The sequence below is a fragment of the Synechococcus sp. BA-124 BA4 genome (genome assembly GCF_034931165.1).
This window is the reverse complement of record NZ_JAYGIA010000054.1, coordinates 1-13,632: the sequence shown is the minus strand read 5'-3', so window position 1 is coordinate 13,632 and position 13,632 is coordinate 1. Positions and strand designations below refer to the sequence as shown.

At 62.4% G+C, this 13,632-nt stretch carries 11 protein-coding genes, 1 tRNA gene and 1 pseudogene; 6 read left to right on the top strand and 7 right to left on the bottom strand.

Features of this window, described 5'->3' with window-relative positions:
• Window positions 1-732 precede the first annotated feature (732 nt).
• A complete protein-coding gene (locus VB734_RS06365) occupies window positions 733-1,299 on the top strand; it encodes a sigma-70 family RNA polymerase sigma factor (protein WP_322781547.1) in 567 nt (188 codons plus the stop codon).
• Window positions 1,300-1,834: 535 nt separating this feature from the next.
• Here the strand turns inward: VB734_RS06365 and VB734_RS06360 are convergent.
• Both VB734_RS06360 and VB734_RS06355 read right to left on the bottom strand, forming a co-directional pair.
• Window positions 1,835-3,115 carry an AAA family ATPase gene (locus VB734_RS06360; protein WP_322781548.1) on the bottom strand — a complete coding sequence of 427 codons (1,281 nt, stop codon included), beginning with the start codon at window positions 3,113-3,115 and terminating at the stop codon, window positions 1,835-1,837.
• 625 nt (window positions 3,116-3,740) lie between these two features.
• Window positions 3,741-4,757 carry a hypothetical protein gene (locus VB734_RS06355; RefSeq protein WP_323243151.1) on the bottom strand — a complete coding sequence of 339 codons (1,017 nt, stop codon included), beginning with the start codon at window positions 4,755-4,757 and terminating at the stop codon, window positions 3,741-3,743.
• A 415-nt stretch (window positions 4,758-5,172) separates the two neighbouring features.
• On the opposite strand from VB734_RS06355, the gene VB734_RS06350 reads away from it, so the two are divergent.
• The 4 genes from VB734_RS06350 (at window position 5,173) to VB734_RS06335 (ending at window position 7,263) form a co-directional block, all read left to right on the top strand.
• Window positions 5,173-5,246, top strand: a tRNA-Pro gene (locus VB734_RS06350).
• A gap of 198 nt (window positions 5,247-5,444) precedes the next feature.
• Entirely contained in the window at window positions 5,445-5,831 is a 387-nt protein-coding gene (locus tag VB734_RS06345; protein ID WP_322781550.1) for a hypothetical protein, read from the top strand.
• A gap of 557 nt (window positions 5,832-6,388) precedes the next feature.
• Window positions 6,389-6,835 carry an SLOG family protein gene (locus VB734_RS06340; RefSeq protein ID WP_323243150.1) on the top strand — a complete coding sequence of 149 codons (447 nt, stop codon included), beginning with the start codon at window positions 6,389-6,391 and terminating at the stop codon, window positions 6,833-6,835.
• 68 nt (window positions 6,836-6,903) lie between these two features.
• Window positions 6,904-7,263, top strand: coding sequence for a hypothetical protein (locus tag VB734_RS06335; RefSeq protein WP_323243149.1), 360 nt, complete (start codon window positions 6,904-6,906; stop codon window positions 7,261-7,263).
• A gap of 209 nt (window positions 7,264-7,472) precedes the next feature.
• Here VB734_RS06335 and VB734_RS06330 read toward each other — a convergent pair.
• The 5 genes and pseudogenes from VB734_RS06330 to VB734_RS06310 all read right to left on the bottom strand — a co-directional run bounded on the left by VB734_RS06330 (window position 7,473) and on the right by VB734_RS06310 (window position 12,969).
• Window positions 7,473-8,726, bottom strand: a pseudogene (locus VB734_RS06330) (IS256 family transposase).
• Window positions 8,727-9,085: 359 nt separating this feature from the next.
• Window positions 9,086-10,036: a glycosyltransferase gene (locus VB734_RS06325; protein ID WP_323243148.1), complete on the bottom strand. Its 951-nt coding sequence runs from the start codon at window positions 10,034-10,036 to the stop codon at window positions 9,086-9,088.
• Between the two features lie 334 nt (window positions 10,037-10,370).
• Window positions 10,371-11,336: a glycosyltransferase family 2 protein gene (locus VB734_RS06320; protein ID WP_323243147.1), complete on the bottom strand. Its 966-nt coding sequence runs from the start codon at window positions 11,334-11,336 to the stop codon at window positions 10,371-10,373.
• A 449-nt stretch (window positions 11,337-11,785) separates the two neighbouring features.
• Window positions 11,786-12,454: a hypothetical protein gene (locus VB734_RS06315; RefSeq protein ID WP_323243146.1), complete on the bottom strand. Its 669-nt coding sequence runs from the start codon at window positions 12,452-12,454 to the stop codon at window positions 11,786-11,788.
• On the bottom strand, window positions 12,451-12,969 hold the full coding sequence (locus tag VB734_RS06310; protein WP_323243145.1) for a hypothetical protein: 519 nt from the start codon (window positions 12,967-12,969) through the stop codon (window positions 12,451-12,453). The genes VB734_RS06315 and VB734_RS06310 overlap by 4 nt, the downstream gene beginning before the upstream one ends.
• Window positions 12,970-13,207: 238 nt before the next feature.
• On the opposite strand from VB734_RS06310, the gene VB734_RS14645 reads away from it, so the two are divergent.
• Window positions 13,208-13,555, top strand: coding sequence for a glycosyltransferase family 2 protein (locus tag VB734_RS14645; RefSeq protein ID WP_416238045.1), 348 nt, complete (start codon window positions 13,208-13,210; stop codon window positions 13,553-13,555).
• Window positions 13,556-13,632: the final 77 nt, after the last annotated feature.

Sequence of the window (13,632 nt, the reverse complement as noted above, 5' to 3'; positions counted from 1 at the left end):
CCGACTTCTCGACTGAGGGTGGCTCAGTTTTCGTGTCGCCTCCCCCCTGCCATGGCAGGGGGTGAGAAGGCGGGAGGAACCCGCCTAAGTAATTGACGCGAGCCGCCTACGTAGTTGACACCGGGCAGCCAGGCCGATCAAGGGCTGCGCATGGGCCTGCGGCCCCCTTGATGGACCTGGCACCGGGTTGGGCAGGCGATGTCCTTGGCGCTCCTGCCATGAAATGCCGCACCCTCTCATTGACCTGCTGGTTCTGGCTGCACCGCCATACGCGCACGCTGCGCTGGTTCGTTGGTATGGCCTGGCCCCTCCGGCAGTTCCCTCGGAAGATCGCCATCGAGCTGGAGCTGCGGCGGTGTGAGCAGAGCTGGGGCAAGCGGTGATGCCTGGGGGCTGATGCCTCTTCTGCAGGCCAATCGTGCTGCTCGATGAGCAGGTTATGGAGGTTCCAGCGCCTGCGGTCTGCGCTGCACCCGCTCGCGCCTGCTCGGGGTTTCGCTACGTCCGCTCGTGGCGCTGGTGGTTGTGGTGGTGCCGGTGACCAGGAAGTGCTCGCTGGAGCTGGGTGCTGGTGCTCATGCCTGGGTTGGCGTTCTGACGGGAGGGTCTAGCCGTGAGCGGGTGATGAACGGCGATCGGCTGGTGGTGACGTCGTGGCACTGGCTTGGCCTACCCCCGATTCTCCCTACGCGGTGCTGCGGGGTGGGGGGCGCGTCCTGCGTCATCACCACGATGCGACCCCACTCAGACCGTGACCGCCTTGTTCATCAGTTCCTCTCCCTGGCTGATGCCCTGGCCCGCCAGTTCTCCCGCCGCTATCCAGATCTGCTGGAGCCTGGCGATGCCCAGGGCGTGGCCCGCCTGGAACTGGTGCGGGCCTGCAGTCGCGTCTCGGATCCGCTCACCGCACCCGCTTATCTCAAGCGCTGCATCCAGGGCGCCCTGGCCCACTGGATCCGCGATCGTGCCCTGATGGTGAGGCTGCCCAAGTCAGCCCGCAGCGAAGCCCCCTGGAAGCACCAGAGCCTTGATCTGCCCCTTCCAGGGGGTGGCGGCAGCTGGCTCGATACCCTCCCTGCCCCGGAGCAGGCATCAGGGCCAGAGGCCGAGGCTGGTGATCCGGGGCTGGAGGCCATGCTCGATCAGCTGCCCGCCTCCCAGGCCACTGCCCTCAGGCTCACCGTCATGCAGGGGCTCAGCCTCCGGGATGCCGCCAAGCGGCTGGGGCTCAGCGCCATGAGCGTTCAGCGGGCCCAGAAGAAGGCTCTGGAGGCCCTCAGACAGCAGGTGTCGGCCTGAGGGCCTGGCGGGCCAGCTCCGAGCCCTGGAGCTGGCCTGCTTCACGGCAGGGGCAGTGTGATGGGAGGTTCGGCCCGCATGCCTGCCAAGGCCACCTCCCAAACAGGCTTCCGAGGTCCAAATGGGCAAAAGCGCTGCAGGAGAAGCCTTCTGGGCGATTAGAATTGCTTCATGGACAGAAGCAACTTCGTCGACTAAGGGTATTTTCTGGATTTGTGATCCAGGTGTGCCAAGAGGGGAGGATGATGGTATCTGCTGAATCAGGCAGGAATCGGACAAGAGAATCTGTTACAGGACTGAAGGTTGAGGGCGTCACCCATGACACGGTCGGACCTACTGGTCGACCTGTCCAAGATGGTCTGGGTGTCCAAACCATCCCGCCTGTCTGCGCTGTCCTTTGTGTCCGTCCTGTCCGAGGTGTCCGTGGTGTCCGTCCTGTCCGTGGTGTCCCAGCTGTCCGATCCCGTTCATGTCTGCGATGAAAAGGCAGGCTCACGTTGACCAGCAGATGGTCAGCGCGAGCCTGCCCAGTTGATTAGCCCGGATCAGTGACAGGGTCCTCTGTGGTATCCGACGTCCCCGGAGGGCTGACAGGTCGGTAGCGATTCTCTTGCCCCTTAGGAATAGCGACCCTCTCAAGAGTCACCAAACCGAGTCTGAGCATGGCATCGAGGTACCGACGAATCACCCTCTTGGGGTCCTGACCGGAGATCTCGGAGCGTTCCAAAATCTCGGCCACGGAAACCATCTGTTGGGTTTCCTCGAAACGGTCCCGCAGAACCTGAAGGACGTCCCGCTGTTGCCTGTTGAGCCGCTGTTCTGCCTGGACCAGGCGTTGCGCTTCCGAGGCCTCAGAGCTTTCCCCGCAATGAATCCAGCCTCCATCTGGACCACGGGCGACCAGTAGCTCCATCGGAGCGCCGGCCCTGCCTTCCGTCCTCAGGATGATCTGGCCCGCCTCAGCAGAGGCAGGGCCTGACTGCAGGCGGGTGAGACTGATGATCTGGGAAGCTGCCGCTGGTAGTGCCGTGCTGCCTCGGCTACCCATGCTGGCGGAATCAGCTGAGCGGCCCTTGTTGGCGTGGTGAATCACCACAACGGTCCCGCCGTAGGGACCGACTGCCTCCATCAGCTCAATGACCGGATCCGCCAGTTCAGCTGCATTTTCGTTGATCCCGAGAGGGCGACAGCAGGCATGGAGTGTGTCAACGATGATCAGCAGTCCTGGGTTGTCGGCCGCCTTCTGGGCAATCTTCTGGATCCCTTCCTCATCCAGATACCAGGGACATCCGGAATGGGCCAGCCCAACAATGGGCGGGTCGCACAGCCGTGCGTCCCCACCCTCATCGAGGTAGACAAGCCCGAAACCTTGCAGGATGCGGGCCCAGTCGCGTTCGGGCTGGTCGGTACCGACGATCAACACCGGTGGGCAGGTGCCAATCAACGGCAACCCCAGGAAGGTGCTCTCCCCTCGATGCAAGGCTCCCAGCAGAGCCAGGATGAGAGTGGTCTTTCCAACCTTAGGAAGGGAAAACAGCAGATTGATGCACCCGGCCATCAGGAGGTGCTCGCAGATCCACTCAGGCTGCGACAGGTCCAGGACATCGTCAGCCGTCACCAGTTCGGGAGTTCCTGCAGCTTGGCTACAGGCCTCTTTGAGGTAACGGCTCAGCTCAGAAGCACTCAGTTGAATGCCGATCTTCTTGGCCTGTTCACGAAGCAGTGGAACACGATCCAGGACAGGGACGGCCGTATCGATCAGACGGATCGCCTCCATCCTGACCTCCTGGATCTTGTCTTCTGGAGACTGCTCCATCGAGGAGTCAGTTCCGAGAGGTGTCGTGCTCTTCATTTGGAGCACCCCTTCAGGGTCCACTGAGCCATCGTTTGGTGAATGGCTTTGACGTTCCAGAGAAGAGGTGACGTCCTTGTTTGACCGATCTGAAGGAAGTGTGCCTTCGATCGAAGATGGCCTTCACGCTTCAGCCGCAACAGATGACTACGGCTGCACTTGAGCTGAAGGAGCGCATCTGCGGTCCTCAGCCAAGCATCTTGGGACAATGGGTCCATTGTTACGCATGGGTATTGGGATGCGGGTCGGCCTGTATTATTTACTTCAGTAATTATCAATTATTGAGAATCAATCGCCATCAATCCTGACCCTGTCGGGCTGAGGTGACTGATTCACAATGTCAAGCAAAAGAGCGCATATAACATCGCTCTTTTGCTCAACTTGCTAAAAGAAAGCACAAATTTGACACAACTAATTGATTAGCTCTTTAGCTTCAATTCATCAACTGCAATCAGTGTAAAAATTGCTTTCGGATTTAGTAACAAATGAGTTTCACGTTATAGATGAGCTTAGTGACTCATGGAGCTAAGGAGGATGGCCTGTGCTGACCCTCTCCGCTGCTCCTCGACCACTGGTTGGCTCAACCTCTTCAATCATAGCCCATAGGGCGGGCAAGATCACCACGGTGTCGCAAGCCACGCTCGATGGCCGCGTCGATCGTGGCCGCATCGGCCCACTGGCTGTAGTGCTGGTTGTGGGTGGCCACCGAATGGCCCATCAGTTCGGCTGTCACTCGGGGGCTCAGGCCATAGCCCTCATGGGCACGAAGGGCGTAGCCATGCCGGAAGGAGTAGGGCGTGATCGGACTGCTGGCCCTCAACCGTTTCCAGGCCTCCTGCCGGATCAGGTACTTCCGCATGCTGTCTGCTGGGCCGGAGGGGGCGTCAAGTGGGGGGAGTTCCTCGCCGTCGGCCACACGCTGGATCAATCTCCACTCCTCTCCCCATTCCGGATGCAGTGCTCTGAGATCACGGGGTGTCGTCTTTCCACCACCACTGGTCTTCTGGTAGCTGCACCAAAGTTTTCCGTCTGGAGACAGGTCGAGATGAAGCAATTCCACCGGCCTCAGCCCGTAACTGGCCACCAGCTGGAGAGCGAATAGCCAGCGACGACCCGCTGGATCTTTGGGGAGTGCATCGAAGAGTTCAAGGATCTGCTGATCCTTCAAGGGAACCGATGAGTCCTTCTGAGGTTTCGGGCCCACGATGCGGCTGATCTTTGGTGGTGGGGTCCATTGCTCTGCTTTGAGATGCCCCTCTTCGATGGCCCAGCGAAGCATCGCGGCCATGTGCTGTACGGCGATTTCACGGCGGCGAGACCCTGGATCCCAGCGATCGGCAATCGCCCTAAGCACGTCCTTTGCCGATGCTGGGCTTTGGTTCTGAACCTCACGCAGGCGCTCACCGGTGATCCGATAGTCCTTTTGCCAGGTGGACAGCTTGATCTGGCCGGTGCCTCTGACCTTGTAGTCGCCGAAGCGCTCCCAGATTCCGACCAGGTCGACGGCAAAGGGAGATGCAGCTCCGGGCAGGGCAGCACCGCTCGGGCCCAGAACGTGCTCCTTCGCTTTCTCGAACGAGAGGCCGCTCTGAACCAATTGATGCATCGTCTCGGCCGTGCGGAGGATCTCGGAGGACGAAGCAGGCAGCCACAGGCAAGGGAGAACCATGCTCTTTCGACTGCCGTCGTCAAATCGCGCGAAGAGCTTGGCTTTGTCCCGCATGGGGGAGACGCTCCATGCGGTGCCGACAGCAAGCTTGAGCTGCATCCGCAGGCCTTCGATCCATGCCGGAGTGCTGGATGGAGGGGCGCTACGGGCCATGGCTGAAAGCGGAAGGAGGCAGCCACAGCAGCTCTCACTTGAGAGCTGGGTGAGAGCTGGAGGGCCTCAGCATGGCATCGAATGCCACTGCCTGACACAAGCGCGAGCAAGCGCCCTCAACCAGCTGAGATCAGTTGCAGCCACAAGAATCCAGGTATCGCAGGCCCTATGGGGGATTCGTGGGGTAGGGTTGATTTGGCGGGGCGTGGCGCAGCTTGGTAGCGCGGGTGCTTTGGGAGCACTAGGTCGCAGGTTCGAATCCTGTCGCCCCGATTGACTTTTCACCGATCGACCAAGGGGCATGGGAGAGATTTGGGGAGAGATTCCCGCTCCGCTCCCCACCAGGTGATCTCTCCCGCTCCGGATGGGAGAGGTTCTCTCCCCTTACTCGGTCGGACCGGATGGGCCACTTAAGCCGGCTTGCCGTGGGGCCTCCAGGATTGAGGCCCTGATCCGCCAAGGGCTGAGGTTGTGTCCAATCGCCTGATCATTTCTGATAACCGTGACGACCCAGGCAACCCCCTGGTGCTCGATGGTGAAGCCATTGACGCAGCGGCGCAGGATCCACTGGCGATCGGAAAGCTGATGGTCGATCAGGTCTGGGCAGAGGAGACCGATCCCACGGGGGGAGGCCTGTACTACGAACGCAACAGCAACCAGCACCGACGGCTGCAGGCCTTTGAGACAGGCAGCGAAGGCTTCATGACCGGCGGCTGGGTGCGGGTGCTGGCCACCGCCGAGCAGGTCCGCAAGGAGCGTCCTGGCATGGAGCGCGCTTCCAAGGCGGGCCTGGTGAAGATCCATGGCACCCACCGGGACGTGCTGCTGGTGGAGTACCTGGACGTCCCCTGGGGCTGAGCAGACACCGCAGGGCTTCCGGTCGGATTCGTTGAGCGCACCTCCCGGTGCGACAGCGGCCGTCCTTCAGCGTGCCACGGCTGCGCCGTGGCGTGCATCGGCCAGCCGCCGCCGCCCTCCGCTCCGGGGCCGGTGGTGAGGTGGTGGGCAGGGCCGCTCTCCCGCGGCTGCGGTGGCTGGGCATTCGCCCACATCAATGGGGGCAGAGGTGGGCACCAGGCCTCCTCGCGCGGCTGCGCGGCCAGCTGGGCATACAGGGCTAAATCTGGCGGTCTTGCTGATCAGTTTCCAAGGCCACCAGCGAATGGCTTTGCTTTGGGCAGATCCATTGCCCCGCAACGACCTTACCCCCTGCTCAGTGCGTTTGTACTGGTAGAATAAGGGCTGCGCCAAAGGCCCAGAGCCCATCGCCGGCGGCAACCTAATCCCTGGTCTCGCCATCACAGTTGCGTACACCTAAGCGGTTGTGATGCCCCGATGAGTTGTCCTTTCTGGCAACTGAATCCATGGCTTTATGTATTCCATCGTGGCCGGAGATTGTCCCGGCTCGCTCTCTGGTGATCGCCGCCGGGGGCGGCCGTGATCTGGCCTGGCCTCATCAGCGTGTGGCGGCTGAGCTGCTGGCCCGCAGCGGCGGCCGGCTGGTGCATCTGCTGCTCCATGGCGGAGCCCGTGGTGCGGATGCCGCCATTGGCCGCGCGGCCCATCAGCTGGGCTGGTCGTCCGTGGTGATGCCTGCCAGGTGGGAGCGGCATGGCCGGGCGGCTGGGCCGATCCGCAATCGGGAGTTGCTCGAGCAGGCCATTGCCCGGGCCGTGGCCCACACCTCCCCGGTTTCGATCGCCTCGGTGCTGGTGGTGGCGTTCCCCGGTGGCGTTGGCACCGCCTCGCTCGTGCAGCAGGCCCGCCGGATGGCCTTCCGTTCGCCGGTGCCGATCTCGGTGGCCGAGGTCAGCACGTCGGCCGGGCTCTGGGCCGTTCCGGCTGGTGTTCCCCGCTCCTGATCAGTCACCACAAGCCTTTGGCGTTCTGTCGCGCCTCCTCTCCATTCCCTGTCTCTCCTCTCACCGTCATGGCCGTTCTCACTCCCATCCCCTCCGCTGCCGCCCCTGCTTCGGCCCCGGAAGCCCCTGGTCCTGCCTGCTCCCTCCAGCGGTCCGGTTCCCTCTGGCAGCTGGGCATCGAGTCCCAGGAGCTCACCACCGCGATCGGCCAGCTGGCCGAGCAGCTGGAAACGGATGACCCCGAGCAGCGCGCCCTGGCTCTCGCCGAGCTGGAGGCCGCCCTGCTTGCAGAAGAAGGCAACAAGCAGGCCCTCTCAGCCAAGGCCGATGCCACCTGCTGGGTGATCGAGCACCTGCGCGGCCAGGCCGGGCCGCGTCCCTTTGCGTGGTGTAAAACCCGAGGCCCGAATGCCCTGATCAGAGGGTGAACAGGGTGGAATGACGGGCTGTCATTCCTGAGGCGCAGATGCACCTCGTTCTTCCACGATGAAACGAGACGATTGACTTGTCAAGTCTCTCGTTTCATCGCGGTTGTGTTGTGAGCGGGATGGTTTTTCTATGCAGCCCAGGGGTTACAGCGCCGGCCCCCGGGCGGCGATTGAGGCCGCTGCGCCCTGTGGGGGCGCTGCCACCTCAATCACCTGGGGCCTGCGTCTTGCACCTCTGCGGCGGCGGCGCTGAGCAGGGCCGGCAGATCCTCCAGCTCCGGGATGGCGGCCATGCTCTCGGCTGAGAACATGCGGCGTCCCTCCAGCTGCCAGTGCTCGTGCTGCTCCAGCAGTACCGCGCCCACCAGGCGGGTGATCGACGCGTCGTTAGGGAAGATGCCGACGACGCGTGTGCGGCGTTTGATTTCCTCGTTGACCCGCTCCAGCAGGTTGGTGCTCCAGACCTTCTTCCAGTGAGGCTGCGGGAAGTGACGGAAGGCCAGCACGTCCTCTCTGGCCTCGTTCATGAGCTCGGTGGCCTTGGGGAAGCGCTCCGCCAGCGAGGCGGCCAGGTCATCCCAGCGGCTCAGGATCTCTCCGGCATCCTCCTGAGCGAACACCGAGCGCAGGGCGGCGGTCACCATGCCTTGGTGGGCCTTGGGGACCCGCTGCAGCAGGTTGCGGGCGAAGTGGACGCGGCAACGCTGCCAGACGCAGCCCTGCAGCTGCCTGCGGATGGCCTTGGTAAGGCCCACGTGGGCGTCGCTGATCACCAGCTTGACGCCAGTGAGGCCGCGCTCCTTGAGCGAGGCAAGGAACTCACTCCAGAAGCCCTCGCTTTCGCTGTCGCCCACCTTGAGACCCAGCAGCTCCCGGCGGCCGTCGGCATTGACGCCCATGGCGACGACCACGGCCCGTGAGCAGACCTGCAGGGCCTTACCCAGTCGGCCGTGGAGGTAGGTGGCATCCAGGTAGACGTAGGCGTAGCCGGACTCCTGCAGGGGCCGGTTCAGAAACGCCTGCACCTGCTCGTCGATGTCCTGACAGATGCGACTGACCTGGGATTTGGAGATACCGCTCTGGGAGCCCAGGGCGGCGACCAGGGCATCCACCTTGCGGGTGGAGACCCCTCAGATGTAGGCCTCCATGATCACGCCGTAAAGGGCCTGCTCCACCCGGCGACGGGGCTCGAGGATCGAGGGCAGGAAGCTGCCGGCCCGCAGTTTGGGGATCAGCAGGTCGATGTCGCCTACCTGGGTGGTCAGACTGCGGGACCGGTAGCCGTTGCGATAGCCGACACGCTCCTCGGTGCGCTCGTGGCGGTCGGCACCGAGCACGGCAGCGACCTCCAGCTCGATCAGCTGCTGCAGGCCGTAGCGGGCCAGCTCGGGGATCAGCTCACCGGCCGTGCTGCCGTCCAGTAGCGGCGCGAGGTCGGGTGCGGCACAGTAAGTCTTGGGCATGGTTCGTCTGGTTGAGGTGGTTCTCGAACCAGGGAAACGGGCCTGCCCACCCCTTGCAAACGCCAGCCGCTGGGGCAGCCACCTGAGGTGCGCGGCCCACCCCGGCTACGCCGGGGTGGGGGTGCCGGGGGATTTACACCACTCGCGGGGACGCCAGCCTTCGGGAGCGACGAGGGCTTGGTTGAGATCTTGTCGTCGCTCGATCGATCCGCTCTCAAGAAGATGGGCAGGCATAATCGTCAAGTGGCAGCCGAGTTTTCCTGGCAGACCGTTGGCGAACTGACTGCCAAAGCGTATGGGGCGGGAGACCGGTGACGTCTAACAGGCGTCACGCGTCCGTGTTGATCACAGCCACTTTTTTAGGCGATATTTGACAGCCATTCCTCGTACACATCCACACGCTTGTCCCACGAATTTTGCAGTGCAACCTCGATGCGCGCCGCGACTCGCGTATCAGGCGCTAGCAAAAGCCTAGACAAGGCTTCCAGCCACTCCTCGGGCGCACCAGCAATCTCCAAGACGTCCGAGAACTTCCTGACTGCAGGGAGTGGAGCCGAAACGACGGGCTGTCCGCTGCACAGGTACTCGTGCAATTTCAATGGTGAACCGGACGTCCACCAGCCCTTGGCGCCGTGCCGGTAGCACATGGTGTTTACGTCCATGTGACCCACATAGGCCGGAATCTCAGACCGGTCCTTTTGGCCAAGAACATGGACGTTCGCCATCGATTGGCACGCCCGAAATGCAGCAGCAAGTTCAGGCGCCGATTCGAGATCGCGGCTCTCCACCCTTCCAACCGGGACCCAATGCCACGCGGGCCGACTGCCCGCTATGGTCGCGATGAGCGGAAAGTCGACCTTGCGATTAAGCGCGCCGACATAGCCGATCCTTGGGTGCGGGATATCGACGATATCGTGCGGCTCACTCCGATCGGCAGCGCGAAAGAACGCCTCGACGTCAGCCCCATTCTCAAGAATCCGCACATCAGGATGAGCAAGGCTTTGAGCGATCATTTCGGAGGACGCACTGACCATTTTTGCATGCGACAGGAGGCTTTTCTGTAAAGCTGCCTTTTCGCTTGTCCAGCCCGACTGACGGGAAAGATCGTCATAGGCGTGGTAGACGACATCACATGGTTCCAAATGGCGGACATACGGGTAAAACTGCGGATCGAACAGCAAGGCGATGATCTTTTCATCGTCGCGCGCCACTTTGCCCCTGACGTACTTTGCGTGGCGACCAAGAGCCCACTCATCGAGCGGCTTGTACCTTCTCCAACGAGCGCCCAGTCGGCCGGGAGCGATGTCCACGATGCCATCTCTCCGACAAGCGCCATTGAAAAGGGGACTGGTCGACCACCGGGCACTGCCACGCTGCCACCAATCGAGAGCACCGAAACTGTAGGCAACGCGCCACCCGCGCGCACCGAGCCGGGACAGGATTTGCTGCCGGTTCATCCATTCCGGCTCGACCCAAGGGTGGCCAGCGAAAGCGACGATGGCCCGTTTACGCGAGCAAGGTGAATGAATCATGCAATCTTCGCCAGCTTTACTGCAAAGCTCCGCTTCAAATGAGAGTTTTTTCCTTACAGCGACAAGCAGATCGTCGGATGAAGGCGTGCAATCCTGACAGAAAGACTCAACATTAAGAGGGTTTTGCCCGACTCGTTGACTTGCTCAGTTGCGCCGCCAAGACCCTCAGCCGGTCCCTCAAACCTCGGCGTTGCGTGTACCGGATACCGGGGGCACCGAAACCACGATACGTGGCCATGTACCTCAATTGAATGGCAAGCACCTTTGCAATCGGCACGATGCCGCCGCATTGAACCGCCAAATCCTCTGCGTAGCCGATTATCCGCTCGATTCGCCAACGAAGGTCAAAGTCGCGCTCTCTGCCCGCGAGTGAGGTCAGCTCCTTCGCCACCTCACTCAAAGCATCGATCCTGAAAATAAGCCTCTCTCTCGTTACATTTGTTGTGATTGATCCCTCGCGACGGATATATCGGTATACCAGATCAGGTACTGCGATCACGGAGCGCGCCGCCACAAGAGCCTGGATCGTGAACAAAACATCCTCATGGATGAGACCGGACTTGAAACGCAGCCCATTGCTCTCGATAAAATCACGTCGATAAACGTAATGACAACTCTCGGTGTAGAAGGTACTACCGACAAATGCCTGTCGGAGATAGTCTTTGCCAGACATCCTCGAACAAGTCTCTTGCCTGCGGGATAGCGGCGAGAAATCAGCGGTACATTTCTCCATCCCGACCTTGATGACGTCCACACCAGTGCCCAGACTTTCGCGGAGGTCGAACGGGAACAGCTCATCGTCCGCATCCAGGAAGACGATGTACGAGCCTGTCGCGCGGTCAAGACCGCAGTTTCGCGCGTCCGACGGCCCACTATTCTTCTTGTGAAAATAATACACACCCTCAATTTCTGCAGCGAGGGCAGGACCCAGTTCCGCAGTGTCGTCTGTCGACCCGTCGTCTATGATAAGGACCTCGACGGGGCCGGGAGCGCCCCGTTGAGTCGACCTGACTGCCCGCTCTAGCCACGGCGCGCAGTTATAGGATGGGATGATCACAGAGAGGTTTGGAGTGCTCATGTCGCAGCTAGTGGAGTCAACCGACGAGGCTCGTGTGACGGCGCCGCTGAGTCTTGATCGCCTACCTCAGGCATGAATTGCAGCGCAGCGGGCGGGTTGGCGTGCGCGGACGACGTGGCACCGAGCACCACGCGTTGAAACATCCATCGGCCTAGGCTCACCCGTGCGAAGTGAATTACCCTCGAGTACAGCACCGACATTGAGGCGTGTGCCATTCCAGAGACGAATTTACCCAGTAAACGAGGCAATGACCGCAGCGATGCGACGGCATCAAATCGCCGCTTCCTTTCACACTGCATAGCGTGCCCCCGGGACCACCACAAAAGCACGAAGGGGGCCACGCGAGGGCGGGCGAATACCTGCGTGCTCCAGCCCTGTAAGGCGAGTTAGCTCACCCGGGAAGTTCCCATTACAGCCTGAATCCGTCACTGCCTTGTCTTGTGCTGAGGCTACGGTGCGCCGAGGTACGTCCTAGCCGAGATGACGTACTCTGCCCCGCCCGTATTCGCAAGATCCAGCATCACCGCATCCGCGAAGAACTTGGTGGCCCAGTTGGGGCACTGCCAGGGGTGGTAGCCGCCGTCCACGGGGTGGGAGCCACGGATGGCGCCAAGCTCGGGTTCGGGGCCGGCGAGCTTCTGGGTGCGCTTGACGAAGCCGATGATGCGGCTGGCCGCCTCGCGGTACTTCGCTTCCCCGGTGATCTGATGCAGCCGGCCCCAGTTGATGGCGATCTGGGCGTCGCCGGTGAGGCAGGACCACTTCACGGTGGGGCGCCAGCGCTCGTCGAAGCGGCCGGGCAGCATGCCGTTCTCCGGCAGGGCGCCGAGCAGGGCATCGCCAATCTGGCGGGCGGCGAGGAGCAGGTCCTCGCGCTGGGCGTACGCGCCCACTTCCATCAGACCCCGCATGGCATAGGCGATGGTGTGCACGAAGGGCTGGGAGTTGTCCTGCAGGCAGTTCTCCGTCAGCCAGCCCACGGGGTTGCGCTGGGTCATGGCCCAGTCGCAGTTGCGCACCGCCGCGTCGAGGAAGCGCTGCTCCCCGGTGATCTGGTGCACCCGGGCCAGGCCCCAGGCCGAGCGGGTGTTGTAGGTGTTGACCTGCTTGCCGGTCATGGGCGAACCCCACTTGCGCCAGCAGCCGTCTGCATCCATGACGTCGCACAGCCAGGTGGCGGCGCGCACGGCAGCCTCGCGGTAGCGCTCGTCGCCCTCCTCCTCAAAGGCCCGTACCCAGCCGAACAACACCTGCCCGGTGTGAAGATGGTGGGCTGGTCGGAGTCGCCCAGCGCGCCGGCGAGCACGCCACCTGAAGGGTGCTGGATCTCGCACTCCCAGTCGGCCATGGCGCGGGCGCGGCGACGCGCGTCATCGTCGCCCGCCAGGGCCGCGTAGCGGTAGAACGTGGGGATGATGTAGCCGGTGGTCTCGGGGTAGGACGGCGCCCACTTCTGGTAGCGGATCAGCCAGGTCTGGGCCACCCCGGCGTCGGGGGTGGCGTCCTGGGCGCGCTTGAGCCAGGCCATGGCGGCATCGAGGTGCACGCGGTGCTCCTGGGGCGGCGTGAGCCCCAGGTTGGCACGATCTGCCCATTGGCGAAGGCGGTTGCCGAGGGTCTGGATGGCGGACATGGGTGTGATGCTGAGCCAGAGCGCCCTGCCGGACGTGGCGGGGCTGATGAGTATTCGAAAGCTTCAAGGTTACAGCGGGCCACGGAAGCACATCCCAGGCCCGGGCCGTGTTCGCAAATACTCGTTGCGGGATGTTTCAGGAGGCGAGAGCAGTGCTCGAAGATCTCCCAGACTACCCGGCGGGTATGGTTGATGCTCGCATAGCACGGAATTGTTCAGCTCAACCGCATCCGCCTCCATGCCCTCCCCTCGCGTCTCCATCTGCATTCCCACCTGGCGAGGCGGGGATTTTCTGGAGGCAGCCATCCAGTCCGTGCTGTCGCAGACTTTCACGGACTTCGAGCTTGTTGTCGTGGACGATTGCTCGGGGGACGACACGGTTGCCCGGGTGCGGAAGTACGCCGAGGACCCGCGTTTGCGCTGCCTCGTGAATCAAGACAACCTCGGGCCCGAGGGAAACTGGAATCGCTGCCTGGCCGAAGCCAGCGGTGAATACATCAAGCTACTGCCGCACGATGACCTGATCGCCCCGGAATGCCTGGCGTCTGCAGGGGGAGGTGGTGCCTGCCACTCAGAAGGACCCTGAAGGTTGGGGCCCGGCCGACAAGTTCATGGTGGTGCTGGAGACCGCCGGCTTGAACAGCACTGAACTCGGTGCCTACT

Bases quoted from the DNA above. Each gene is read 5' to 3' on its own strand.
- VB734_RS06365 (WP_322781547.1), top strand. From the start codon at position 733: ATGCGACCCCACTCAGACCGTGACCGCCTTGTTCATCAGTTCCTCTCC.
- VB734_RS06360 (WP_322781548.1), bottom strand. From the start codon at position 3,115: ATGGAGCAGTCTCCAGAAGACAAGATCCAGGAGGTCAGGATGGAGGCG.
- VB734_RS06355 (WP_323243151.1), bottom strand. From the start codon at position 4,757: ATGCATCAATTGGTTCAGAGCGGCCTCTCGTTCGAGAAAGCGAAGGAG.
- VB734_RS06335 (WP_323243149.1), top strand. From the start codon at position 6,904: ATGGCCGTTCTCACTCCCATCCCCTCCGCTGCCGCCCCTGCTTCGGCC.
- VB734_RS06320 (WP_323243147.1), bottom strand. From the start codon at position 11,336: ATGAGCACTCCAAACCTCTCTGTGATCATCCCATCCTATAACTGCGCG.
- VB734_RS06315 (WP_323243146.1), bottom strand. From the start codon at position 12,454: ATGACCGGCAAGCAGGTCAACACCTACAACACCCGCTCGGCCTGGGGC.
- VB734_RS06310 (WP_323243145.1), bottom strand. From the start codon at position 12,969: ATGTCCGCCATCCAGACCCTCGGCAACCGCCTTCGCCAATGGGCAGAT.
- VB734_RS14645 (WP_416238045.1), top strand. From the start codon at position 13,208: ATGCCCTCCCCTCGCGTCTCCATCTGCATTCCCACCTGGCGAGGCGGG.